Source organism: Pseudomonas sp. GD04158 (genome assembly GCF_029834875.1).
Lineage (GTDB): Bacteria > Pseudomonadota > Gammaproteobacteria > Pseudomonadales > Pseudomonadaceae > Aquipseudomonas > Aquipseudomonas hydrolytica.
Map to the genome: position 1 here is coordinate 12,257 of NZ_JAODYT010000036.1, position 22,631 is coordinate 34,887.

General features: G+C 64.2%; 24 protein-coding genes. 17 read left to right on the top strand and 7 right to left on the bottom strand.

What is annotated here, in order from left to right:
* The first annotated feature begins 95 nt into the window (after nt 1-95).
* From purL to N7333_RS14580, 3 genes are all read left to right on the top strand, one after another.
* Nucleotides 96-3,992: a phosphoribosylformylglycinamidine synthase gene (gene purL / locus N7333_RS14570; RefSeq protein ID WP_129481717.1), complete on the top strand. Its 3,897-nt coding sequence runs from the start codon at nt 96-98 to the stop codon at nt 3,990-3,992.
* 479 nt (nt 3,993-4,471) lie between these two features.
* Nucleotides 4,472-4,648: a CDGSH iron-sulfur domain-containing protein gene (locus N7333_RS14575; RefSeq protein ID WP_129481823.1), complete on the top strand. Its 177-nt coding sequence runs from the start codon at nt 4,472-4,474 to the stop codon at nt 4,646-4,648.
* 155 nt (nt 4,649-4,803) lie between these two features.
* A complete protein-coding gene (locus N7333_RS14580) occupies nt 4,804-5,121 on the top strand; it encodes a YqfO family protein (RefSeq protein WP_003246179.1) in 318 nt (105 codons plus the stop codon).
* 46 nt (nt 5,122-5,167) lie between these two features.
* Here the strand turns inward: N7333_RS14580 and N7333_RS14585 are convergent, their stop codons facing one another.
* Nucleotides 5,168-5,671: a L,D-transpeptidase family protein gene (locus N7333_RS14585; protein WP_129481716.1), complete on the bottom strand. Its 504-nt coding sequence runs from the start codon at nt 5,669-5,671 to the stop codon at nt 5,168-5,170.
* A gap of 21 nt (nt 5,672-5,692) precedes the next feature.
* Complete coding sequence (locus N7333_RS14590; RefSeq protein WP_003246176.1) at nt 5,693-6,247, bottom strand: NUDIX hydrolase; 555 nt, start codon at nt 6,245-6,247, stop codon at nt 5,693-5,695.
* A 151-nt stretch (nt 6,248-6,398) separates the two neighbouring features.
* Here N7333_RS14590 and N7333_RS14595 point away from each other — a divergent pair, with 151 nt between their 5' ends.
* The 5 genes from N7333_RS14595 to N7333_RS14615 are packed head-to-tail and all read left to right on the top strand — an operon-like array spanning nt 6,399 to nt 9,667.
* The gene (locus tag N7333_RS14595) at nt 6,399-7,004 is read left to right on the top strand and encodes a CoA pyrophosphatase (RefSeq protein WP_003246173.1); all 606 of its coding nucleotides are present in this window, start codon (nt 6,399-6,401) and stop codon (nt 7,002-7,004) included.
* A gap of 11 nt (nt 7,005-7,015) precedes the next feature.
* Nucleotides 7,016-7,540 (top strand): gamma carbonic anhydrase family protein, encoded by a 525-nt coding sequence (locus N7333_RS14600; RefSeq protein ID WP_012019464.1) that lies wholly within the window; start codon nt 7,016-7,018, stop codon nt 7,538-7,540.
* A complete protein-coding gene (locus N7333_RS14605) occupies nt 7,533-7,733 on the top strand; it encodes a DUF1289 domain-containing protein (protein WP_003246171.1) in 201 nt (66 codons plus the stop codon). Before N7333_RS14600 ends, N7333_RS14605 begins: the two co-directional genes overlap by 8 nt.
* Nucleotides 7,734-7,754: 21 nt before the next feature.
* Nucleotides 7,755-8,936 (top strand): formate-dependent phosphoribosylglycinamide formyltransferase, encoded by a 1,182-nt coding sequence (purT, locus tag N7333_RS14610; protein WP_129481715.1) that lies wholly within the window; start codon nt 7,755-7,757, stop codon nt 8,934-8,936.
* Complete coding sequence (locus N7333_RS14615) at nt 8,933-9,667, top strand: SGNH/GDSL hydrolase family protein (protein WP_129481714.1); 735 nt, start codon at nt 8,933-8,935, stop codon at nt 9,665-9,667. The genes purT and N7333_RS14615 overlap by 4 nt, the downstream gene beginning before the upstream one ends.
* Here N7333_RS14615 and N7333_RS14620 read toward each other — a convergent pair.
* Both N7333_RS14620 and ccsA read right to left on the bottom strand, forming a co-directional pair.
* The gene (locus tag N7333_RS14620; protein ID WP_003246165.1) at nt 9,639-10,925 is read right to left on the bottom strand and encodes an HlyC/CorC family transporter; all 1,287 of its coding nucleotides are present in this window, start codon (nt 10,923-10,925) and stop codon (nt 9,639-9,641) included. The genes N7333_RS14615 and N7333_RS14620 overlap by 29 nt on opposite strands.
* 10 nt (nt 10,926-10,935) lie before the next feature.
* A complete protein-coding gene (ccsA, locus tag N7333_RS14625; protein WP_003246164.1) occupies nt 10,936-11,736 on the bottom strand; it encodes a cytochrome c biogenesis protein CcsA in 801 nt (266 codons plus the stop codon).
* 157 nt (nt 11,737-11,893) lie between these two features.
* On the opposite strand from ccsA, the gene ffh reads away from it, so the two are divergent.
* The 5 genes from ffh (at nt 11,894) to rplS (ending at nt 15,352) form a co-directional block, all read left to right on the top strand.
* Nucleotides 11,894-13,270, top strand: coding sequence for a signal recognition particle protein (gene ffh / locus N7333_RS14630; protein WP_129481713.1), 1,377 nt, complete (start codon nt 11,894-11,896; stop codon nt 13,268-13,270).
* Nucleotides 13,271-13,412: 142 nt separating this feature from the next.
* On the top strand, nt 13,413-13,664 hold the full coding sequence (gene rpsP, locus N7333_RS14635; protein WP_003246162.1) for a 30S ribosomal protein S16: 252 nt from the start codon (nt 13,413-13,415) through the stop codon (nt 13,662-13,664).
* A gap of 9 nt (nt 13,665-13,673) precedes the next feature.
* The gene (gene rimM / locus N7333_RS14640) at nt 13,674-14,210 is read left to right on the top strand and encodes a ribosome maturation factor RimM (RefSeq protein ID WP_012019460.1); all 537 of its coding nucleotides are present in this window, start codon (nt 13,674-13,676) and stop codon (nt 14,208-14,210) included.
* A 5-nt stretch (nt 14,211-14,215) separates the two neighbouring features.
* Nucleotides 14,216-14,959, top strand: coding sequence for a tRNA (guanosine(37)-N1)-methyltransferase TrmD (gene trmD, locus N7333_RS14645; RefSeq protein ID WP_129481712.1), 744 nt, complete (start codon nt 14,216-14,218; stop codon nt 14,957-14,959).
* A 42-nt stretch (nt 14,960-15,001) separates the two neighbouring features.
* The gene (rplS, locus tag N7333_RS14650) at nt 15,002-15,352 is read left to right on the top strand and encodes a 50S ribosomal protein L19 (protein ID WP_003246155.1); all 351 of its coding nucleotides are present in this window, start codon (nt 15,002-15,004) and stop codon (nt 15,350-15,352) included.
* A 100-nt stretch (nt 15,353-15,452) separates the two neighbouring features.
* Here the strand turns inward: rplS and N7333_RS14655 are convergent, their stop codons facing one another.
* Entirely contained in the window at nt 15,453-16,133 is a 681-nt protein-coding gene (locus tag N7333_RS14655) for a hypothetical protein (RefSeq protein ID WP_003246152.1), read from the bottom strand.
* Between the two features lie 217 nt (nt 16,134-16,350).
* On the opposite strand from N7333_RS14655, the gene xerD reads away from it, so the two are divergent.
* The 4 genes from xerD to thrC all read left to right on the top strand — a co-directional run bounded on the left by xerD (nt 16,351) and on the right by thrC (nt 21,083).
* Complete coding sequence (gene xerD / locus N7333_RS14660; RefSeq protein ID WP_003246150.1) at nt 16,351-17,247, top strand: site-specific tyrosine recombinase XerD; 897 nt, start codon at nt 16,351-16,353, stop codon at nt 17,245-17,247.
* A gap of 90 nt (nt 17,248-17,337) precedes the next feature.
* Nucleotides 17,338-18,063 carry a thioredoxin fold domain-containing protein gene (locus tag N7333_RS14665; RefSeq protein ID WP_279859040.1) on the top strand — a complete coding sequence of 242 codons (726 nt, stop codon included), beginning with the start codon at nt 17,338-17,340 and terminating at the stop codon, nt 18,061-18,063.
* Nucleotides 18,064-18,311: 248 nt separating this feature from the next.
* Nucleotides 18,312-19,616: a homoserine dehydrogenase gene (locus N7333_RS14670; RefSeq protein ID WP_012019456.1), complete on the top strand. Its 1,305-nt coding sequence runs from the start codon at nt 18,312-18,314 to the stop codon at nt 19,614-19,616.
* Nucleotides 19,617-19,673: 57 nt separating this feature from the next.
* Nucleotides 19,674-21,083: a threonine synthase gene (gene thrC / locus N7333_RS14675; RefSeq protein WP_129481711.1), complete on the top strand. Its 1,410-nt coding sequence runs from the start codon at nt 19,674-19,676 to the stop codon at nt 21,081-21,083.
* A gap of 49 nt (nt 21,084-21,132) precedes the next feature.
* Here the strand turns inward: thrC and N7333_RS14680 are convergent, their stop codons facing one another.
* Nucleotides 21,133-21,384 carry a hypothetical protein gene (locus N7333_RS14680; RefSeq protein WP_012019454.1) on the bottom strand — a complete coding sequence of 84 codons (252 nt, stop codon included), beginning with the start codon at nt 21,382-21,384 and terminating at the stop codon, nt 21,133-21,135.
* Nucleotide 21,385: 1 nt separating this feature from the next.
* Nucleotides 21,386-22,585: a CaiB/BaiF CoA-transferase family protein gene (locus N7333_RS14685; RefSeq protein WP_129481710.1), complete on the bottom strand. Its 1,200-nt coding sequence runs from the start codon at nt 22,583-22,585 to the stop codon at nt 21,386-21,388.
* Between the last annotated feature and the right edge of the window lie 46 nt (nt 22,586-22,631).

The following is a 22,631-nucleotide window of genomic DNA, read 5'->3' on the forward strand; positions in this document are numbered from 1 at the left end:
CCATCTCGAAAGCACCCGGCACAGGTGCCGCAGACGCGGCTTTAGGCTAGAATGCACGGCCTCCTAGCATCTCCTTCCCAGAGGCTGTTCCGACGATGTTGATTCTGCGCGGCGCTCCCGCCCTTTCCGCTTTCCGCCATGGCAAATTGCTTGAGCAACTGACCAGCAAGGTGCCGGCCGTGACCGGGCTGTACGCCGAGTTCGCGCATTTCGCCGACGTCACCGGCGTGCTCAACGCCGATGAGGAACAAGTGCTGGCGCGGCTGCTCAAGTACGGCCCGAGCGTGCCGGTGCAGGAGCCCAGCGGCAAACTGTTTCTGACCATTCCGCGCTTCGGCACCATCTCGCCCTGGTCGAGCAAGGCCAGCGACATTGCCCGCAACTGCGGCCTGGGCAAGATCCAGCGTCTGGAGCGCGGCATCGCCTATTACGTCAGCGGCGAGCTGAGCGAAGCCGACAGCGCCGCCGTCGCCGCTCTGCTGCATGACCGCATGACTCAGCTGGTGCTGAGTGCCCTCGAGGATGCTGCCGCGCTGTTCAGCCACGCCGAGCCCAAGCCGCTGACCGCCGTGGACGTGCTCGGCGGTGGCCGCGCCGCGCTGGAGCAGGCCAACCAGGACTTGGGCCTGGCCCTGGCCGAGGACGAAATCGACTACCTGGTCAAGAGCTTCAATGACCTGGGGCGCAACCCGCACGACATCGAACTGATGATGTTTGCCCAGGCCAACTCCGAGCACTGCCGCCACAAGATCTTCAATGCCAGCTGGGACATCGATGGCGAAAGCCAGGACAAGTCGCTGTTCGGCATGATCAAGAACACCTACCAGATGCACAGCGAAGGCGTGCTGTCCGCCTACAAGGACAACGCCTCGGTCATCGAAGGCTTCACCGCCGGGCGTTTCTTCCCCAATCCGGAAACCCGCCAGTACGGCGCGGTGCAGGAGCCGGTGCATATCCTGATGAAGGTGGAGACGCACAACCACCCGACTGCCATCGCGCCGTTCCCGGGCGCCTCCACCGGCTCCGGCGGTGAGATTCGCGACGAAGGCGCCACCGGTCGTGGCGCCAAGCCCAAGGCCGGTCTGACCGGTTTCTCGGTTTCCAACCTGAATATCCCCGATTTCCTCCAGCCCTGGGAAAAGCCCTACGGCAAGCCCGAGCGCATCGTCAGCGCGCTGGACATCATGATCGAAGGCCCGCTGGGCGGCGCCGCGTTCAATAACGAGTTCGGTCGTCCGGCACTCAACGGCTACTTCCGTACCTTCGAGCAGGCGGTCAACAGCCCGCGTGGCGAAGAAGTGCGCGGCTACCACAAGCCGATCATGCTCGCCGGCGGCCTCGGCAACATCCGCGAAAACCATGTGCAGAAGGGCGAGATCTCGGTTGGCGCCAAGCTGATCGTGCTCGGCGGCCCGGCCATGCTCATCGGTCTGGGCGGCGGCGCTGCTTCCTCGATGGCCACCGGCGCCAGCTCGGCCGACCTGGACTTCGCCTCGGTGCAGCGCGAGAACCCGGAAATGGAACGTCGCTGCCAGGAGGTCATCGACCGCTGCTGGCAGCTGGGCGAAGCCAACCCGATCAAGTTCATCCACGACGTTGGCGCCGGCGGCATCTCCAACGCCCTGCCGGAGCTGATCAACGACGGCGGTCGTGGCGGTCGCTTCGAGCTGCGCAAGGTACCCAACGACGAGCCGGGCATGGCCCCGCACGAGATCTGGTGCAACGAGTCGCAGGAGCGTTACGTGCTGTCCGTCGATGCGGCCGACTTCGAGCGCTTCCAGGCCATCTGCGAACGCGAGCGTTGCCCCTTCGCCGTGGTCGGTGAGGCCACCGCCGAACCGCACCTGACCGTCACCGACAGTCACTTCAATAACACTCCGGTGGACATGCCGCTGGAGGTGCTGCTGGGCAAACCACCGCGCATGCATCGCAGCGTCAGCCGCGAAGCCGAGCAGGGCGATGACTTCAACGCCGCCAGCGTCGACATCGAAGAAGCGCTGGGCCGTGTGCTGCGTCACCCGGCCGTGGCCAGCAAGAGCTTTTTGATCACCATCGGCGACCGCACCATCACCGGTCTGGTGGCGCGCGACCAGATGGTCGGCCCCTGGCAGGTGCCGGTGGCCGACTGCGCCGTCACCGCCACCAGCTTCGACGTCTATACCGGCGAAGCCATGGCCATGGGCGAGCGCACGCCGCTGGCGCTGCTGGATGCGCCTGCGTCGGGCCGTATGGCCGTCGGTGAGACCATCACCAACCTGGCCGCGGCGCGTATCGGCAAGCTGTCCGACATCAAGTTGTCGGCCAACTGGATGGCTGCCGCCGGCCACCCGGGCGAAGACGCCCGCCTGTACGACACCGTCAAGGCCGTGGGTATGGAGCTGTGCCCGCAGCTTGGCATCACCATTCCGGTGGGCAAGGACTCCATGTCCATGAAGACCCGCTGGCAGGAAGAGGGCGTCGACAAGAGCGTGACCGCGCCGCTGTCGCTGGTGATCTCCGGCTTCGCTCCGGTGCAGGACATCCGCCAGACCCTGACCCCGCAACTGCGCATGGACAAGGGCGAGACCGATCTGATCCTGATCGACTTGGGCCGCGGCCAGAACCGCATGGGTGCTTCGATCCTGGCGCAGGTCTATGCGCAGATCGGCCAGCAGGTGCCGGACCTCGACGACGCCGAAGACCTCAAGGCCTTCTTCGCCGTGATCCAGGGCCTCAACGCCGACGGCCACCTGCTGGCCTACCACGACCGTTCCGATGGCGGCCTGCTGACCACCGTGCTGGAAATGGCCTTTGCCGGCCACTGCGGCCTATCGCTGAATCTCGATGCGCTGGCTGATAACGCTTCCGAGCTGCCGGCCGTGCTGTTCAACGAAGAGCTGGGCGCGGTGATCCAGGTGCGCCAGGATGCCACCCCGGAAGTGCTGGCGCAGTTCAGCGCCGCCGGTCTGGACGACTGCGTCGCCGTGATCGGCCAGGCGGTGAACAACAGCGAGGTCAGCATCAGCTTCAATGGCGAGCCGGTGTTCGCCGGCGAGCGCCGCCTGCTGCAGCGTCAGTGGGCCGAAACCAGCTACCGCATCCAGCGCCTGCGCGACAACGCCCAGGGCGCCGACCAGGAATTCGACCTGCTGCTGGAGGAGGACAACCCCGGTCTGTCGGTCAAGCTCGGCTTCGACGTCAACCAGGACATCGCCGCCCCCTACATCAAGAAGGGCGTGCGTCCGCAGGTGGCGATCCTGCGTGAGCAGGGCGTCAACGGTCAGGTGGAAATGGCTGCCGCGTTCGACCGCGCCGGTTTCGCCGCCATCGACGTGCATATGAGCGACATCCTGGCTGGCCGCGTCAGCCTGGAAGAATTCAAGGGCCTGGTGGCCTGCGGCGGCTTCTCCTACGGCGACGTGCTCGGCGCCGGTGAGGGCTGGGCCAAGTCGATTCTGTTCAACGCCCGTGCCCGCGACGGCTTCCAGGCCTTCTTCGAGCGCAAGGACAGCTTCGCCCTCGGTGTGTGCAACGGCTGCCAGATGATGAGCAACCTGCACGAGCTGATTCCGGGCACCGAGTTCTGGCCGCACTTCGTGCGCAACCGCTCCGAGCAGTTCGAAGCGCGCGTGGCCATGGTGCAGATCCAGGAGTCGGCGTCGATCTTCCTGCAGGGCATGGCCGGTTCGCGCCTGCCGATCGCCATCGCCCACGGCGAAGGCCATGCCGAGTTCGAAAGCGAGGAAGCGCTGCTGGAGGCCGATCTGTCCGGCACCGTGGCCCTGCGCTACGTGGACAACCACGGCAAGGTCACCGAAGCCTACCCGGCCAACCCCAACGGGTCGCCGCGCGGGATCACCGGCCTGACCAGCCGCGACGGCCGCGTGACCATCATGATGCCGCACCCGGAGCGGGTGTTCCGCGCCGTGCAGAACTCCTGGCGCCCGGACGAGTGGCAGGAAGACGGCGGCTGGATGCGCATGTTCCGCAACGCCCGCGTCTGGGTGGATTAACAACGGCCGCGTAGCGGCCTTCTGCTGACCCTCTCCCATTTATGAGGCGAAGAGGCGCGCTTTGGAAGCACTGCTTCCTGCGCCGATGAGCGCCTGATCGCGAAGCGATCAGGCCGGGGCGCGGAGCGGGGTGCCCGAAGGGCGGGAGAGGGCAAAAGCCGCGCTCCGATTCAGCTTGAGCTTGCAGATATAACACCGGAGATATCGGTAGGGCGGGAGAGGGCGTTATGGCCAATATCGAACCCTCTCCCCAGCCCTCTCCACTAGGCGTGCCCCCAATAAATGGGAGAGGGAGCCGATCGTGGAGTCCGTAGCCCGGAAACAATCCGGGGCAGTTTCCCTCACACCACTAACCCGGATTCCATCCAAGCTACATAGGCCCAGCCATGGCCGATGATCCTCTCCCCATCCTTCCCGAAGTCCGCCTGGTGAAACCCGGTGAGACCCATCGCCTATGCCGCTGCGGGCATTCGCCCGAGATGCCGAACTGCACACCCGACTGCCAGCAATCTCTGGGGCTGCGCCCCGAGCGCGAGCAGCGTCTGCTGCTATGCCGCTGCAGCCGTTCCGCGAACCTGCCCTACTGCGACGGTAGCCACAGCCCGCCGGCCCCCGGCCTGGCCGACAAATGGCGACGCTTTTTCTCTGGCCGCTGAGAACGCCACGCCTGTCGCCCGAGTCGAAAGCAGCGAATCCTTGAATGCTGCGTGCAGTTTTGTGCGGGCGATCTCAAGACAATCCCATGTCAAAGTGACATCATGTTGCCGTCATGGCTTGTCTGTTGTTCGGTTGCCCCGTTGCGGAGAACTTGATGTACAAACTGTGTTTCTATGTACCGGAAGCCCACCTGGAGCCGGTGAAAAAGGCGGTTTTCGCCGCAGGTGGTGGCCGCATCGGTCGTTATGACAACTGCTGCTGGCAGGTGCTCGGACAGGGCCAGTTCCGCGCTCTGGAAGGTAGCCAGCCGTTTATCGGCCAGGTCGACAGCATCGAGCAGGTTGCCGAATGGAAAGTGGAGATGGTCGTCGCCGACGAGTTGATCCACGACGCAGTCAAGGCCCTGAAGAAGAGCCACCCTTATGAAACGCCGGCTTTCGACGTCTGGCGTTTGTCCGATCTGCAGTTCTGAATCGATATGAAAAAGGCGCCCTCGGCGCCTTTTTCGATGCAGCGGCTCAAGGCCTGATTTCGATCAGCGTGCCATCCTTGACCAGGCTCCACACCTCGCGCATGTCGTCGTTCTTCATGGCGATACAGCCCTCGGTCCAGTCCAGGGTATGGAAGAACCACTCCGGGTATTCCTCGTCCAGCGGCGTGCCGTGGATCATGATCATGCTGCCCGGCGGTACGCCGGCTTCCTTGGCCCGAGCCAGATCGCGTGCGTTGGGGTAGGAGATGTGCAGAGACAGCTGGTACTTGTCGCTCGGCTTGCGCCAGTCGATCCAGTAGAAACCTTCCGGTGTGCGCAGGTCGCCCTCGCGTTGCTTGGCGCCGTTGGGTTGCTTGCCCAGGGAGATGCGGTACGACTTGATGGTCTCGCCGCGTCGTTGCAGATGCAGTTTGCGTTCCGACTTGAGGACCAGCACCTTGTCCACTGCATGGCTGCTGGTCACCGGCGTGGTGCTGGCCAGGACATCGAGGCTGAAGATCAGGCAGAGCAGGGGCAACAACCAGCGCATCGGGTACTTCTCGGCAAGGGGTCAACGGGGTCGGTAGTGAGCGCGCAGGGCTTGCAGCGGTTCGTTGCGTACCGGGAACAGGTTCTGCCGACGGTCGGCGAAGAAACATTCTAAGGTACGGCCTATGGTGGGGAAAGCCAGCTCCGACCAGGGGATTTCGCTCTCCGTGAACAGCCGCACCTCCAGGCTCTCTTCGCCCACGGCAAAATCGAGGTCGACCAGCTCGGCGCGAAACATCATGTACACCTGGCTGATATGCGGCAGATCGAACAGGGTATAGAGGCTGAGATCGCGTACCCGCGCGCAGGCCTCCTCCAGGGTTTCGCGGGCGGCGGCCTGCTCGACGGTTTCGCCGTTTTCCATGAAGCCGGCCGGCAGCGTCCAGTAACCCCGGCGCGGCTCGATGGCGCGACGACACAACAGCACCTGCTCGCCCCATACCGGCAGACAGCCGGCGACGATGCGCGGATTCTCGTAATGCACGGTGGCGCAGTGGCCGCACACGTGGCGCAGGCGGTTGTCCCCCGCCGGGATCATGCGGCTGACCGGATTGCCGCACTGGCTGCAGAATTTCATGCCCTGTCCTCTGTCGCTGCGTCTAATCTTGCAAGGCCGGCATTCTGGCCGGCAAGCCCGCCATCGAGGCCGGACCGTCCTGTCTTCGGGGTTGGGCGCCCAGGCGCTTTCATGCCATGATGCCCGGCAGAACAATATTCCGAGTATGCCCATGCTGGATGAGTTGCTCCATCGCGTGCGTGGCCATCGACCACGCCCTCTGGAGACCGAGCGCAGCTTTCCCGAGGCGGCGGTGCTGGTCCCCATCACCCGCAGTGACGAGCCTGAACTGGTGCTGACCCTGCGCGCCAGCGGTTTGTCGACGCATGGCGGCGAAGTCGCTTTCCCGGGCGGGCGCCGCGATCCCGAAGACCGCGACCTGATCCACACCGCATTGCGTGAGGCCGAGGAGGAAATCGGTCTGCCGCCAGGGCTGGTGGAGATGGTCGGACCGCTCAGCAGCCTGGTGTCGCGGCATGGCATCCACGTGACGCCCTATGTCGGGCTGGTGCCCGACTATGTGGAATACAAGGCCAATGACGCCGAGATCGCCGCGGTGTTTTCCGTGCCGCTGGAATTCTTTCGCAGCGACCCACGCGAGCTGACCCATCGCATCGACTACCTCGGGCGCAGCTGGTACGTGCCGTCCTACACCTATGGCGAGTTCCGCATCTGGGGGCTGACCGCGATCATGGTGGTGGAGCTGGTCAATCTACTCTATGACGATGCGCAGATTGCCCTGCACCAGCCGCCCGAACATTTCATTCACCTGCGTTGAGAGTCCGTGTCATGAAATACCGTCTGGGATCGTCCCGCGTCGAACTGCACGCCGACAGCTGGGTCGCGCCAAGCGCCGACCTGATCGGCAAGGTGCGCCTGGAGGCCGGTGCCAGCGTCTGGTTCGGCGCCGTGCTGCGTGGCGACAATGAGCTGATCCATATCGGTGAGAACAGCAACGTGCAGGACGGCAGCGTCATGCACACCGACATGGGCTTTCCGCTGACCCTGGGCAAGGGCGTCACCGTCGGTCACAAGGTGATGATGCATGGCTGCACGGTGGACGATTACAGCCTGATCGGCATCAATGCCGTGATCCTCAACGGCGCGAAGATCGGCAAGTACTGCATCATCGGCGCCAACAGCCTGATTCCCGAAGGCAAGGTGATTCCCGATGGCAGCCTGGTCATGGGCAGCCCCGGCAAGGTGGTGCGCGAACTGACCGAGCAGCAGAAGAAGATGCTCGAGGCCAGCGCCGCCCACTACGTTCATAATGCCCAGCGCTATGCCCGCGAACTGGTGCCTGACGATGAGTGATGTGGAAAAGCCGGTGCGTTCGCCCTGCGTCCACGTTTGTGCGCTGGACGAGCAGGACATCTGCATCGGGTGTCAGCGCACGGCCGACGAAATCACCCGCTGGGGCCGCATGGACAATGCCGAGCGCCGCGCGGTACTGCAGTTCTGCCTGGAGCGCGCCCGTGCTTGCGGCCATCTGCTGACGCCTTCCTGATTCTCTGTTCGAGGAAAACTCATGCCCCGTATTGGAACCCCTCTGTCGCCCTCGGCGACCCGTGTGCTGCTGTGCGGTTGCGGCGAGCTCGGCAAGGAAGTGGTGATCGAGCTGCAGCGCCTGGGCTGCGAGGTGATTGGCGTGGATCGCTATGCCAATGCGCCGGCCATGCAGGTGGCGCACCGCAGCCACGTCATCGACATGCTCGACGGCGCGGCGCTGCGCGCGGTGATTGAGCAGGAGCAGCCGCACTATATCGTCCCGGAGATCGAGGCCATCGCCACCGCGACCCTGGTGGAGCTGGAAGCCGAAGGCTTCAACGTGGTGCCGACCGCGCGCGCCGCGCAACTGACCATGAACCGCGAAGGCATTCGTCGCCTGGCGGCCGAGACGCTGGGCCTGCCCACTTCGCCATACCATTTCTCCGACACCTTCGAGGATTACGCCGCCGCGGTGAAGTCCGTCGGCTATCCCTGCGTGGTCAAGCCGATCATGAGCTCCTCCGGCAAGGGCCAGAGCGTGCTGAAGAGTGATGCCGATCTGCAGCGCGCCTGGGACTACGCCCAGGAAGGCGGCCGTGCCGGCAAGGGGCGGGTGATCGTCGAGGGCTTCATCGACTTCGACTACGAAATCACCCTGCTGACCGTGCGCCACGCTGGGGGCACCAGCTTCTGCGCGCCGATCGGCCACCGGCAGGAGAACGGCGACTATCAGGAGTCCTGGCAGCCGCAGCCGATGAGCGCAAAGGCTTTGGCCGAATCCGAGCGCGTGGCGCTGACGGTGACCGAGGCCCTGGGTGGGCGTGGCCTGTTCGGTGTCGAGCTGTTCGTCAGGGGCGATCAGGTATGGTTCAGCGAGGTCTCGCCGCGTCCGCACGACACCGGCCTGGTGACGCTGATTTCCCAGGAACTGTCCGAATTTGCCCTGCATGCGCGGGCCATTCTCGGCCTGCCGATTCCGCTGATCCGCCAGATGGGCCCGTCGGCTTCGGCAGTGATACTGGTCGAGGGCAATTCGCAGCAGACCAGCTTCGCCAACCTCGGCGCAGCACTGAGCGAGGCGGACACCGCGTTGCGTCTGTTCGGCAAGCCCGAGGTCAAGGGCCAGCGGCGCATGGGGGTGGCGCTGGCACGTGACGAATCCATCGAGGCGGCGCGGGCCAAGGCGCTGCGCAGCGCGCAAGCGGTGCGCGTGCAGCTGTGAGCCGGCACGCGCTGTGGTGGCTGGCGACTGTGCCACTGCTGCCATTGGCGCTGCCGCTGGCGGTGCATACCCGGCGTACTGCACTGCGTCTGCCAATCGCCCAGGGCGAGCCTGTCGGCGTTGCCGGAGCGGACTTGCCGGGTGAGCCGCTGCGCCTGCTGCTGATTGGCGAGTCGACCGTGGCCGGCGTTGGTGTGGAAAGTGTCGATCTGGCGCTGGCCAGCTGTCTGGCCGGCGCACTGGCCGAGCGCCTCCGGCGTCCGGTGCGCTGGCGCGCCTGTGGCGAGAACGGCATCACCGCGGCCCAGGCGCACGAGCGCCTGTTGCCACTGGGGCTGGCCGAGCCGGCCGATCTGGCGCTGCTGGTGTTTGGCGTCAACGACACCACTCACCTCACCACGAGCAGGCGCTGGGTGCAGTCGCTGGCCGGAATGGCAGAGGCACTGGAGGGGCAGGGCTGCCGTGTGGCGTTCAGCGCCGTGCCTCCGTTGCAGCACTTCAGCGCCTTGCCCTGGCTGTTGCGGCAGTTGATGGGGTGGCGAGCCAGCCTGCTGGATCGCGAACTGCAGGGCCTGGCGCAACGCCTGGGTGCGCTGCACTGCGTGCTGGATCTGCCGTTCGAGCCGGCTTATCTGGCCGAGGATGGTTACCACCCGTCGGCATTGGGCTATCGGCAGTGGGCCGATGGCCTGGCCGAACGCCTCATTCCGTCGCTGCAGCGTCCGGTTTGACCTTCTCCACCTGCCAGACACGCACGCTCTTCACGCGGTTTTCCGCAGCCTGGAGAATTTCCAGGCGGTAGGGGCCGATCTTCAGGCACACGCTGCTGTCGGGAATGCTTTCCAGCGCTTCGGTGATCAGGCCGTTGAGGGTCTTGGGGCCGTCGCTGGGCAGGTGCCAGCCGAGGATCTTGTTCACTTCGCGAATGTAGGCGGCGCCGTCGATGACCAGGGTGCCGTCTTCCTGCGGGTGGATATCGGGGCTGCGCAGGCTGTCCTGATTGCTGAAGTCGCCGACGATCTCTTCGAGGATGTCTTCCAGGGTGACGATGCCGATCACCTCGCCATATTCGTCGACGACGATGCCGATACGCCGCTTCTGCTTCTGGAAGTTGATCAGCTGGGTCGACAGCGGGGTGTTCTCCGGCACGAAGTAGGGCTCGTGGCAGGCGGCCAGCAGCGCTTCCTTGGTCAGCTGGTTGTGCGTCAGCAGGCGGGCGATCTGGCGCATGTGCACCACGCCCTCGATCTGGTTGATGTCGCCGCGAAACACCGGTAGGCGCGTGTGCGGGGTGCTGCGCAGCTGGCCGACGATGCTTTCCAGGTCGTCATCGAGGTCGATGCCGGCCACCTCGTTGCGCGGGATCATGATGTCGTCCACCGTGACCCGCTCCAGGTCGAGAATGCCCAGCAGCATGTTCTGGCGGTTCTTCGGCAGCTCCGAACCCGATTCACGCACCACGCTGCGCAGTTCCTCGGTGGACAGGCTGTCGCTGGTGCGCTGCGCGGGGTCGACGCCGATCAGGCGCAGCAGGCCATTGCTGATCGCGCCGGTAAGCCACACCACCGGATAGAGCAGGCGCTGCAGCAGGCTCAGTACGCGGCTGGCGGGGAAGGCCACCAGCTCCGGGCGCAGCGCCGCGAGGGTCTTGGGCGTGATCTCGCCGAAGATCAGCACGACGATGGTCAGGCCGGCGGTGGCGATGGCGATGCCGGCCTCGCCCCACAGGTCCACCGCCAGCACCGTGGCGATGGAGGCGGCAAGAATGTTGACCACGTTGTTGCCGACCAGAATGGTGCCCAGCAGGCGGTCCGGGCGGTCCAGCAGGCGGGTCACGCGCTTGGCGCCGCTGTGTCCTTCCTTGGCCAGATGCTTGAGCCGATAGCGGTTGAGGCTGAGCATGCCGGTCTCGGAGCTGGAGAAGAACGCCGAGCAGAGAATCAGGAAGATCAGCAGGCCGAGCAGGTAGCTCGAATGAAGGTCGTCCACGAGGGCTGCCTCAGATGTGCAGAATGAATTCGCGTACCAGCTTGCTGCCGAAGTAGGCCAGCATCAGCAGGCAGAACCCGGCCAGGGTCCAGCGAATGGCCTTGTGACCGCGCCAGCCGAGCTGGTGGCGACCCCACAGCAGCACGGCGAACACCACCCAGGCAAAGCAGGAGAGGATGGTCTTGTGCGCCAGGTGCTGGGCGAACAGATCATCGATGTACAGCGCGCCGGACAGCAGCGACAGCGACAGCAGCGCCCAGCCGGCGAAGAGGAAGCCGAACAGCAGGCTTTCCATGGTCTGCAGCGGTGGGAAGTTGCGAATCAGCCCGGACGGATGCTTGTGCTTGAGCTGATGGTCCTGCAGCAGCAACAGGATCGACTGGAACACGGCGATGGTGAGCATGCCGTAGGCCAGGATCGAGAACAGGATGTGGGCGAGGATGCCGGGGTGCTCGTTGATCGGGTTGATGGTGCCGCTGGGCATGAACTCGGCTGCCAGTACGGTCAGCGTGCCGAGTGGGAACAGCAGCAGCAGCAGGTTTTCCACCGGTATGCGCAGGCAGGCCAGAAGGATCAGCGCGATCACCGCGCCGGCGATCAGGCTGGCGGCGTTGAAGAAGTCCAGATAAAGGCCATGGGCACCGTACAGCTGGTAGAACAGGCTGACGCCGTGCAGGCAGAGCGCGGCCACGCCGAGCAGCGTGAGCAGACGTTTGTCGGGAATGCTGCGCTGAGTCAGGCGCAGACCCTGGTAAGCGGCGGCGCCGGCATAGAGGAGGGCGGCGGCGAGGCTGGGCAGCAAAGGGTGCATAAATCCGTGTAAGGCGAGCCCGAAAGGCGCTGAGTGTGGCACAGAAGGGCGTCTGCACGAAAGACTGCCGGCGGTGTCGGCCGCTCGGCGACTTCGCTATAATCCGCCGCCTGTCGCACACCCGGCGCGCCGGGTCGCCCCTATCGAAGGAACGCGCATGTTCGAAAATCTTACCGATCGCCTGTCCCAGACGCTGCGTAACGTCACGGGCAAGGCCAAGCTGACCGAAGACAACATCAAGGATACGCTGCGCGAAGTGCGCATGGCCCTGCTCGAGGCCGACGTGGCTCTGCCGGTGGTCAAGGACTTCGTCGGCAAGGTCAAGGAGCGTGCCGTTGGCACCGAGGTGTCCAAGAGCCTGACCCCGGGCCAGGCCTTCGTGAAGATCGTCCGCGCCGAGCTCGAAGAGCTGATGGGCGCCGCCAACGAAGACCTGTCGCTCAATGCGGCGCCGCCCGCCGTGGTGCTGATGGCCGGCCTGCAGGGGGCGGGCAAGACCACCACCGCCGGCAAGCTGGCCAAGTTCCTCAAGGAGCGCAAGAAGAAGTCGGTGCTGCTGGTGTCCGCCGACGTCTACCGCCCGGCGGCGATCAAGCAGCTGGAAACCCTGGCCGGCGACCTGGGCGTCAACTTCTTTCCCTCCGATGCCAGCCAGAAGCCGGTGGACATCGCCAACGCAGCGATCCGCGAAGCCAAGCTGAAGTTCATCGACGTGGTCATCCTCGATACCGCCGGTCGCCTGGCCGTGGATGCCGAGATGATGGCCGAGATCCAGGCCCTGCATGCGGCGGTCAAGCCGGTCGAGACGCTGTTCGTGGTCGACGCCATGACCGGTCAGGACGCCGCCAACACCGCCAAGGCGTTCAGCGACGCGCTGCCGCTGACCGGTGTGGTGCTGACCAAGGTCGACGGCGATGCCCGTGGCGGTGCTGCGCTGTCGGTGCGCCATATCACCGGCAAGCCGATCAAGTTCATCGGTATGGGCGAGAAGAGCGATGCGCTCGAGCCCTTCCATCCGGATCGTATCGCCTCGCGCATCCTCGGCATGGGCGATGTGCTCAGCCTGATCGAGCAGGCCGAGCAGACCCTCGATCGCGAAAAGGCCGAGAAACTCACCAAGAAGCTGAAGAAGGGCAAGGGCTTCGATCTCGAAGACTTCCGTGATCAGCTGCAGCAGATGAAGAACATGGGCGGTCTCGGCGGCCTGATGGACAAGCTGCCGTCCATCGGTGGCGTCAACCTGTCGCAGATGGGCAACGCCCAGGGCGCGGCCGAGAAGCAGTTCAAGCAGATGGAGGCGATCATCAACTCGATGACGCCGGCCGAGCGCCGCGACCCGGACATCATCAGCGGCTCGCGCAAGCGACGCATCGCCCTGGGCTCCGGCACTCAGGTGCAGGACATCGGCAGGCTGATCAAGCAGCACAAGCAGATGCAGAAGATGATGAAGAAATTCACCGCCAAGGGTGGCATGGCCAAGATGATGCGCGGCATGGGTGGCATGTTCCCCGGCGGCGGAATGCCGAAATTCTGAAGGCCTGCGCCCCGGTCGATGGCCGGGCGGAAAAAGAGATTTGCAAACCGCCGCATAATCCTTAAAATATGCGGCCTTTCGGGCCTAGGCCCATTTTTAATGTGTGCCTCAAGTTAGCACCGACTACAGGAACGATGTTCACATGGTAACCATCCGTCTTGCTCGTGGCGGCTCCAAAAAGCGCCCCTTCTACCACCTGACCGTGACCAACAGCCGCAACGCGCGCGACGGTCGTTTCGTTGAGCGTATCGGTTTCTTCAACCCGATCGCTGCCGGTGGCGAAGTGCGTCTGTCTGTTGACCAAGAGCGTGCGACCTACTGGCTGGGCCAGGGCGCTCAGCCGTCTGAGCGTGTTGCTCAGCTGCTCAAGGAAGCTGCCAAGGCTGCTGCCTAAGCATCTTTTATGAGTACGACGCCGGCCGTCGCCGAGGATTTGATCGTTCTCGGCAAGATTGTTTCGGTGCACGGCGTCAGGGGTGAAGTGAAGGTGTATTCCTTTACCGACCCCATCGATAACGTGCTCGACTACCGCCACTGGACGCTCAGGCGTGACGGTGAGGTAAAGAAAGTGGAACTGGCCAGCGGCCGCCTGCAAGGCAAGGTGCTGGTAGCCAAGTTGAAAGGTCTGGATGATCGCGAAATTGCGCGTACCTACGCCGGTTTCGAGATCTGCGTGCCGCGCAGCGAGCTGCCGGACCTGGAAGAGGGCGAGTTCTACTGGTACCAGTTGCAGGGCTTGAAGGTCATCGATCAGGCGGGGCAGTTGCTCGGTGTGGTCGACCATCTGTTCGAGACCGGTGCCAACGATGTGATGGTGGTCAAGGCTTGCGCAGGCAGCCTGGATGATCGCGAGCGTTTGCTGCCCTACACGGATCAGTGCGTGCTTTCGATCGATCTGGCAGCTGGCGAGATGCGGGTCGACTGGGATGCGGATTTCTAAGGCTCATGCGCGTAGAAGTCATCACCCTGTTCCCGGAAATGTTTGCCGCCATCGGCGAGTACGGCATCACCAGTCGTGCGGTCAAGCAGGAGCTGCTCAAGCTCAATTGCTGGAACCCGCGGGACTACACGACGGATCGTCACCACACGGTGGATGACCGCCCCTTTGGCGGTGGTCCGGGAATGGTGATGAAGATCAAGCCTCTCGAGGATGCCCTGGCCAGCGCCAGGCAGGCCGCGGGGGAGACGGCGAAGGTGATCTACCTGTCGCCGCAGGGACGCCGCCTGAATCAGGCTGCGGTCCGCGAGCTGGCGCAGGAGCATGCACTGATCCTGATCGCCGGTCGTTATGAAGGCATCGACGAGCGTTTCATCGAGACGCATGTCGATGAGGAATGGTCGATTGGCGACTACGTCCTGTCCGGCGGTGAGCTGCCGGCCATGGTGCTGATCGATGCGGTAACGCGCCTTTTGCCTGGTGCATTGGGTCATGCCGATTCGGCCGAGGAGGATTCCTTTACGGATGGCCTGCTCGACTGCCCGCACTACACCCGCCCGGAGGTGTATGCGGATAAACGTGTTCCCGAAGTGTTGCTTAGTGGCAACCACGAACACATCCGGCGCTGGCGTTTGCAGCAGTCCCTTGGTCGGACCTGGGAACGTCGCGCTGATCTTCTGGATAGCCGCTCGCTTTCTGGAGAAGAGAAGAAGCTGCTGGAGGAATACATCCGCCAGCGGGACGATAGTTAACGTATCGATGGCAGGCCGGGAGGCTTGTCTTAGGAGCGCAGCATGACCAACAAGATTATCCAGATGCTCGAAGCCGAGCAGATGAACAAAGAAATCCCGACTTTCGCCCCGGGCGACACCGTTGTCGTGCAAGTGAAAGTGAAGGAAGGCGACCGTCAGCGTCTGCAGGCCTTCGAAGGCGTCGTGATCGCCAAGCGTAACCGCGGCCTGAACAGCGCTTTCACCGTGCGCAAGATCTCCAGCGGTGTTGGCGTCGAGCGTACCTTCCAGACCTACTCGCCGCTGGTCGACAGCCTGAGCGTCAAGCGTCGCGGTGACGTACGCAAGGCCAAGCTGTACTACCTGCGCGACCTGTCCGGCAAAGCCGCGCGCATCAAGGAAAAGCTGTCCTAAGTTCGGACGCTTCTCGCAAAAAAAGCAGCCTACGGGCTGCTTTTTTTATGCCTGTGGCGTTCTTCTGCGGCGTCCCTTTCTTGGCGCGCCATGCCCGGGATCAGGGGCGCAGGCTGACTTTCAGGCTGGCCTGCGACAGATCGATGTTGTGCAGGCTCAGGCTGCCGAAGCTCTGGCCGGGCGGCGCGTCTTTGACGCGAATATTGTCGAAGCGCAGTTCGCCGATGGAGCTGGGCAGGTTGACGTTGAACGAGCCGTCGGCGTTCAGCGTAGAGCGCAGCTTGCCGGTGTCATAGCGCACGTCGCGCAGGCCGGTTTCGGCGTCCAGGTTGTCCAGTACCGGCATCACCAGCTTGGCTAGTTGCTTGACCGTACCCAGGCCGTCGCCATTTTCCGCGCGCAGCAGCAAGCCTTGCAAAGCGTCATCCAGGCCCTGGGCGCTGACCGAGCTCATTTCGCTGTCGCTGAGCGACTGCATGCCGCGTGGCGTCTCATTCCGGCTGACGCTGCTGGGCGGCTGCAGGCGCTGGATGTCGGCGCTGGCCATCTGGAATGGGCTCATCAGGGCGGCGACCAGAGTGGCGGCCAGGCGCAGGTTGCTCTGTTTCTTCAGCGCCCTGCTCAGTTGTTTCTCGGTCAGCAGGCCCTGCTCCAGCAGCACTTCGCCCAGGCGCTTGCGGCTGATCAGCTGGACTTTGATCGCGGCGTCCAGCTGTGCGGAGGTGATCAGGCCCTTGCTGATCAGGATCTGGCCGAGGCGTGAGTGGTTGTGCTGGGTCATGGCGGGGCTACCGATGAGTGATGGCAGGTTGAAATCATGGGCCTCTTCTCATGGGGTGTCACCCAACCAAGGATAGGCTTGCCTGGCCGTCCGTCGCATGAGTCGAGGTGGCAGTCGGCGGCCTGTTTCGATTGGTGGCAACAGTCGGCGATGGTGACTGGAGCCTCTGCCCGAGCCTGTGAAACACTAGCGCCCCTGCCGTATGTGAAGTGTCCGCATGTCCACTCTGTCCCATCCCATGATCGAGCGATTTCTCGAGACGCTCTGGCTCGAGAAGGGCCTGTCCGCTCATACCCGTGCCGCCTATCGCAGCGATCTGGAGCACTTCAACCATTGGCTCGATGGTCGCGGTCTGCAGCTGCAGTGCATCGGGCGTGATGCCATTCTCGATCACCTGGCCTGGCGCCTGGAGCAGGGCTATCAGGCGCGCTCCACGGCAAGGTTTCTCTCTGGCGTGCGCGGCTTCTATCGCTTTCTGCTGCGCGAAGGGGTTGTCGAAGAGGATCCCAGTCTGCAGGTGGAGCTGCCGCAGATCGGCAGGCCGCTGCCCAAATCGCTGTCCGAGGCGGATGTCGAGGCGCTACTGCAGGCTCCGGATCTGGACGATCCCATAGGCCTGCGCGATCGCGCCATGCTCGAGGTGCTCTATGCCTGCGGGCTGCGCGTCAGCGAACTGGTCGGCTTGACTCTGGAGCAGGTCAACCTGCGCCAGGGCGTCCTGCGTGTGTTTGGCAAGGGCAGCAAGGAGCGGCTGGTGCCGCTGGGCGAGGAGGCCATCGCCTGGATCGAGCGCTACAGTCGCGAGGCGCGGCCGCTGCTGCTGGGTGGCAAGCCGAGCGACGTCCTGTTTCCCAGCCTGCGTGGCGAGCAGATGACCCGGCAGACCTTCTGGCATCGGATCAAGCATCAGGCGAAAGTGGCCGGCATCAGCAAGTCCCTGTCGCCGCATACCCTGCGTCATGCCTTCGCTACCCATCTGCTCAACCATGGCGCCGACCTGCGCGTGGTGCAGATGCTGCTGGGCCACAGCGACCTGTCCACCACGCAGATCTACACCCATATCGCTCGGGCGAGGTTGCAGGAGCTGCATGCCAAGCACCATCCGCGCGGTTGACTGCGCCGTCCGGTCGCCTGCCGGCTGCCTGGCGGTCATCTGTGGTAGGCTGTGCCGATATTTGCCGTCCCTCGTTCGACAGGAGTGTTCATGTCCCTGACCCGTATTCCCGTTGCCCTGGCCCTGCTGCTGGGCAGCGGTATCACCCTGGCTGCCGATCCCGATCAGGCCATCCGCCAGAGCCTGACTTCGCTGGATGCCAGCCTGCCGATCGAGGCCATCGCCGAGAGCCCGATGCCGGGCATCTATCAGGTTCAGCTCAAGGGTGGGCGCCAGCTCTACACCAGCGCCGACGGCCAGTTCCTGATCCAGGGTTACCTGTTCCAGGTCAAGGATGGCCAGGCGGTCAATCTCACCGAGCTCGAAGAGAGCCGTGCGGTGGCCAAGCAGATCAATTCCATTCCGGCCAAGGAGATGGTGGTGTTCGCGCCCAAGGCGCCGAAAACCCATATCACCGTCTTCACCGACACCGACTGCGGTTATTGCCAGAAGCTGCACAGCGAAGTGCCGGAGCTCAATCGCCTGGGCGTCGAGGTGCGTTATCTCGCCTTCCCGCGCCAGGGTCTGAACAGCCCGGCAGCCAAGGAACTGGTCAACGTCTGGTGCGCCAAGGATCAGCAGGACGCCATGAACCGCGCCAAGACTCGCCAGAGCGTAGCCGATGCGACCTGTGACAATCCGGTGGCCAAGCAGTACCAGCTGGGCCAGATGATCGGGGTCAACGGCACGCCGGCCATCGTGCTGGCCAACGGCAAGATGATTCCGGGTTATCAGCCGGCGCCGCAGCTGGCCAAAATTGCGCTGGAGTCGAACTAAGAACCTGCCCACGAGCTGCTGTGCGTCGGCTCTGCTGCGTTAAAAACAGGCTCGGAATGCTCATTTACAACTCGTAAACTGCGCTTCCTCGCCTGTTTTTGCCTTGCATAGCTCTAGCTCGCGAGCTCGTGATCAGGTTCTGTGAGCGGTGGATTGACTAACAAACAGCCGCTTCGTAAGGTGCGGCTCTTTATCCGCGGCCGGGGCATGCTCCGGCCGTTTCGTGCAGTGCTGATGGGGAATTGAGTGTGAAGCCGGTCAAAGTGGGCATCTGTGGATTGGGCACCGTCGGTGGCGGTACTTTGAATGTACTCAAGCGCAATGCCGAGGAGATTACTCGGCGCGCCGGTCGCGGCATCGAGATTGCCCAGATCGCCATTCGCTCGCCCAAGCCGCAGTACGACATTACCGGCATCGCCACGACCAATGACGTGTTCGCCGTCGCGAGCAATCCCGAGATCGATATCGTCATCGAGCTGATCGGTGGCTACACCCTGGCCCGCGATCTGGTGCTCAAGGCCATCGACAACGGCAAGCACGTGGTCACCGCCAACAAGGCGCTGATCGCCGTGCACGGCAACGAGATCTTCGCCAAGGCGCGCGAGAAGGGCGTGATCGTCGCCTTCGAGGCCGCCGTGGCCGGGGGTATCCCGGTGATCAAGGCGATCCGCGAAGGCCTTGCGGCTAATCGCATCAACTGGCTGGCCGGCATCATCAACGGCACCGGCAACTTCATCCTGACCGAAATGCGCGAGAAGGGGCGTGCCTTCGACGACGTGCTCAAGGAAGCGCAGGCGCTGGGCTATGCCGAGGCCGACCCGACCTTCGACGTCGAGGGCATCGACGCCGCGCACAAGCTGACCATCCTCGCCTCCATCGCCTTCGGCATCCCGCTGCAGTTCGACAAGGCCTACACCGAAGGCATCACCCGCCTGACCACGGCCGACGTCAACTACGCCGAGGCGCTGGGCTATCGCATCAAGCACCTGGGCGTGGCCCGGCGCACCGAGGCCGGGTTCGAACTGCGCGTGCACCCGACGCTGATCCCGGCCGACCGCCTGATCGCCAACGTCAACGGCGTGATGAACGCGGTGATGGTCAATGGCGATGCCGTCGGCAGCACCCTGTACTACGGTGCCGGCGCCGGCATGGAGCCGACTGCCTCGGCGGTGGTGGCCGACCTGGTTGACGTGGTGCGTGCGCTGACCACCGACCCGACCAACCGTGTGCCGCACCTGGCCTTCCAGCCGGATTCGCTGTCCGATCACCCGATCCTGCCCATCGAACAGTGCGAAAGCGCCTACTACCTGCGCATCCAGGCCAAGGACCACCCGGGCGTGCTGGCACAGGTGGCGAGCATCCTCTCCGAACGCGGCATCAACATCGAGTCGATCATGCAGAAGGAAGCCGAGGAGCAGGACGGCCTGGTGCCGATGATCCTGGTTACCCACCGGGTGGTCGAGGCGCGTATCCTCGATGCCATCTCCGCCATGGAAACGCTGGATGGCGTGGCTGCGCCCATCGTCCGTATCCGCGTGGAACAGCTCAATTAATCATGTGTCCGCCCGCAGGTCTTGGCCTGCGGGTGCAGCAGAACGAAGGTTTATCCCATGCGCTATATCAGTACCCGCGGCCAGGCGCCGGCCCTGAATTTCGAAGACGTGCTGCTGGCTGGTCTGGCCAGCGACGGCGGCCTCTACGTGCCGGAGAATCTGCCGCGTTTCACCGTCGAGGAAATCGCTTCCTGGGCCGGCCTGCCCTATCACGAGCTGGCCTTCCGGGTGATGCGCCCGTTCGTTGCCGGCTCCATCGCTGACGCCGACTTCAAGAAGATTCTCGAGGAAACCTACGGCGTGTTCGCCCACAACGCCGTGGCGCCGCTGCGTCAGCTCAACGGCAACGAGTGGGTGCTGGAGCTGTTCCACGGCCCGACCCTGGCGTTCAAGGACTTCGCCCTGCAGCTGCTCGGTCGTCTGCTCGACCATGTGCTGGCCAAGCGCGGCGAGCGCGTGGTGATCATGGGCGCCACCAGCGGCGACACCGGCTCGGCGGCCATCGAAGGCTGCAAGGCCTGCGACAACGTCGACATCTTCATCATGCACCCGCACAACCGCGTGTCCGAGGTGCAGCGCCGGCAGATGACCACCATCCTCGGCGACAACATCCACAACATCGCCATCGAAGGCAACTTCGACGACTGCCAGGAGATGGTCAAGGCCAGCTTCGCCGACCAGGGCTTCCTCAAGGGCACGCGTCTGGTGGCGGTCAACTCGATCAACTGGGCGCGGATCATGGCCCAGATCGTCTACTACTTCCACGCTGCACTGCAGCTCGGCGCGCCGGCTCGCTCCGTCGCCTTCTCGGTGCCGACCGGCAACTTCGGCGACATCTTCGCCGGGTACCTGGCGCGCAACATGGGCCTGCCGGTCAGCCAGCTGATCGTCGCCACCAACCGCAACGACATCCTGCACCGCTTCATGAGCGGCAATCAGTACGTCAAGGACACCCTGCACCCGACCCTGTCGCCGTCGATGGACATCATGGTCTCGTCCAACTTCGAGCGCCTGCTGTTCGACCTGCATGGCCGCAATGGCGCCGCCATTGCCAGCCTGATGGACAGCTTCAAGCAGGGCGGCGGTTTCAGTGTCGAGGAAGATCGCTGGACCGAGGCGCGCAAGCTGTTCGATTCGCTGGCGGTGAACGACGAGCAGACCTGCGAGACCATCACCGATGTGTATCAGGAGTGCGGCGAGCTGCTCGACCCGCACACTGCCATCGGCGTGCGCGCTGCGCGCGAATGCCGCCGCAGCCTGGCGACCCCCATGGTGGTGCTGGGTACGGCGCATCCGGTCAAGTTCCCCGAGGCGGTGGAGAAGGCTGGTATCGATGCGGCTCCGGCCTTGCCGGCGCACCTGGCCGATCTGTTCCAGCGCGAGGAGCGTTGCACGGTATTGGCCAACGACCTGCGCACCGTGCAGCAGTTCGTCGCCGCTCACGGCAATCGCGGCAAGCCGCTCTGAATTCCGGTCTGTGAATGCAAGCCGGCGCCCTTGTGGCGCCGGTTTCGTTTCAGCGGCTGAGGAACAAGGCGACCAGGACCATCAGGCCGATCAGGATCAGCCAGACCAGGAAATTGAGTTTGCTGGCGAGCAGAACCGCGGCGCCGCGTGGGCGAAGTGGCGGGTTGTCCTCGAGGTGCTGATCGATGCGTCGAGTCGCCTCCTCCTCGCTCAGCCTCTGATGCAGACAAAGCAGCTCGATGGCGGCCCGGCGCTGACCTTGCTGCAGCAGGCGGCGCACCTCCTGCGGTAACTCGTTCATGTCAGATCGCTCCCTGGTTGCGCAGCTCTTCAATCTGCTGGGCGTCATAGCCGAGGCTGCTCAATACCTCGGCGTTGTGTTCGCCCAGGGCCGGCCCCGTCCAGTGCACCGCGCCGGGGGTGTCGGAGAGCTTGGGCACTATGCCTGGCATCTTGAACGCCTTGCCGTCCGGAAGTTGCGCGGAAAGAAACATCTCGCGGGCGAGAAACTGCGGATCCTTGAGCATGTCTTCGGCCGAGTAGATGCGACTGGCCGGCACCTCGGCGCCTCTGAGTGTCGCTTCCACCTCGCTCAGGGGCAGGCTGGCGGTCCAGCGGTCGATCACCTCGTACAGTTCGCCGCGTCGTGCGTCGCGGCCATCGTTGCTGGCCAGATCAGGGTCGTTCGCCAGATCCTCGCGCCCGATGGCCAGCATGAAGCGCCTGAAGATGGCGTCGCCGTTGGCGCCGATCTGGATGTGCTTGTTGTCCGCGGTGGTGTGGATGGAGGAGGGGGTGATGCCCGGCATGATGTTGCCACTGCGCTCGCGGATAAAGCCGAACACGTCGAACTCCGGCACCATCGACTCCATCATGGCGAACACCGCCTCGTACAGCGCCACGTCCACCACCTGGCCGCTGCCGCCGTTGACTTCGCGTTGGCGCAGCGCCATCAGCGCGCCGATCACGCCCCATAGCGCGGCGATGGAGTCGCCGATGCTGATGCCGGTGCGCACTGGCGGGCGATCCTCGAAACCGGTGATGTAGCGCAGCCCGCCCATGGATTCGCCGACTGCGCCGAACCCCGGCTGATCCTTCATCGGGCCGCTCTGGCCGAAGCCGGACAGGCGCACCATCACCAGTCTGGGGTTCAGTGCGTGGAGGGCGTCCCAGCCCAGGCCAAGCTTTTCCAGCACGCCGGGGCGAAAGTTCTCGATCAGGATGTCGGCCTCCGCCAACAGCTTGCGCAGCACGTCGCGGCCGGCCTCGTGCTTGAGGTTGAGGGTGATCGAGCGCTTGTTGCGTGCCTGAACGAACCACCACAGCGAAGTGCCTTCGTACAGCTTGCGCCACTTGCGCAGCGGGTCGCCGCCATCGGGCGACTCGACCTTGATCACCTCGGCGCCGAACTCGGCGCAGATGCGCGCGGCGAACGGTCCTGCGATCAGGCTGCCGAGTTCGATCACTTTCAGGCCGGCAAGAGGTTGGCTGGGGGCGCTCATGGTGGCTCCTGTGGTTGCTCAGGTGCGCAAGCCTATTGCATTGCCG

Excerpts from the sequence above, each read along its gene's own strand:
- purL (WP_129481717.1), top strand. The coding sequence starts at position 96 with ATGTTGATTCTGCGCGGCGCTCCCGCCCTTTCCGCTTTCCGCCATGGC.
- N7333_RS14575 (WP_129481823.1), top strand. The coding sequence starts at position 4,472 with ATGCCGAACTGCACACCCGACTGCCAGCAATCTCTGGGGCTGCGCCCC.
- N7333_RS14580 (WP_003246179.1), top strand. The coding sequence starts at position 4,804 with ATGTACAAACTGTGTTTCTATGTACCGGAAGCCCACCTGGAGCCGGTG.
- N7333_RS14585 (WP_129481716.1), bottom strand. The coding sequence starts at position 5,671 with ATGCGCTGGTTGTTGCCCCTGCTCTGCCTGATCTTCAGCCTCGATGTC.
- N7333_RS14590 (WP_003246176.1), bottom strand. The coding sequence starts at position 6,247 with ATGAAATTCTGCAGCCAGTGCGGCAATCCGGTCAGCCGCATGATCCCG.
- N7333_RS14595 (WP_003246173.1), top strand. The coding sequence starts at position 6,399 with ATGCTGGATGAGTTGCTCCATCGCGTGCGTGGCCATCGACCACGCCCT.
- N7333_RS14600 (WP_012019464.1), top strand. The coding sequence starts at position 7,016 with ATGAAATACCGTCTGGGATCGTCCCGCGTCGAACTGCACGCCGACAGC.
- N7333_RS14605 (WP_003246171.1), top strand. The coding sequence starts at position 7,533 with ATGAGTGATGTGGAAAAGCCGGTGCGTTCGCCCTGCGTCCACGTTTGT.
- purT (WP_129481715.1), top strand. The coding sequence starts at position 7,755 with ATGCCCCGTATTGGAACCCCTCTGTCGCCCTCGGCGACCCGTGTGCTG.
- ccsA (WP_003246164.1), bottom strand. The coding sequence starts at position 11,736 with ATGCACCCTTTGCTGCCCAGCCTCGCCGCCGCCCTCCTCTATGCCGGC.
- ffh (WP_129481713.1), top strand. The coding sequence starts at position 11,894 with ATGTTCGAAAATCTTACCGATCGCCTGTCCCAGACGCTGCGTAACGTC.
- rpsP (WP_003246162.1), top strand. The coding sequence starts at position 13,413 with ATGGTAACCATCCGTCTTGCTCGTGGCGGCTCCAAAAAGCGCCCCTTC.
- rimM (WP_012019460.1), top strand. The coding sequence starts at position 13,674 with ATGAGTACGACGCCGGCCGTCGCCGAGGATTTGATCGTTCTCGGCAAG.
- trmD (WP_129481712.1), top strand. The coding sequence starts at position 14,216 with ATGCGCGTAGAAGTCATCACCCTGTTCCCGGAAATGTTTGCCGCCATC.
- rplS (WP_003246155.1), top strand. The coding sequence starts at position 15,002 with ATGACCAACAAGATTATCCAGATGCTCGAAGCCGAGCAGATGAACAAA.
- N7333_RS14655 (WP_003246152.1), bottom strand. The coding sequence starts at position 16,133 with ATGACCCAGCACAACCACTCACGCCTCGGCCAGATCCTGATCAGCAAG.
- xerD (WP_003246150.1), top strand. The coding sequence starts at position 16,351 with ATGTCCACTCTGTCCCATCCCATGATCGAGCGATTTCTCGAGACGCTC.
- N7333_RS14665 (WP_279859040.1), top strand. The coding sequence starts at position 17,338 with ATGTCCCTGACCCGTATTCCCGTTGCCCTGGCCCTGCTGCTGGGCAGC.
- thrC (WP_129481711.1), top strand. The coding sequence starts at position 19,674 with ATGCGCTATATCAGTACCCGCGGCCAGGCGCCGGCCCTGAATTTCGAA.
- N7333_RS14680 (WP_012019454.1), bottom strand. The coding sequence starts at position 21,384 with ATGAACGAGTTACCGCAGGAGGTGCGCCGCCTGCTGCAGCAAGGTCAG.
- N7333_RS14685 (WP_129481710.1), bottom strand. The coding sequence starts at position 22,585 with ATGAGCGCCCCCAGCCAACCTCTTGCCGGCCTGAAAGTGATCGAACTC.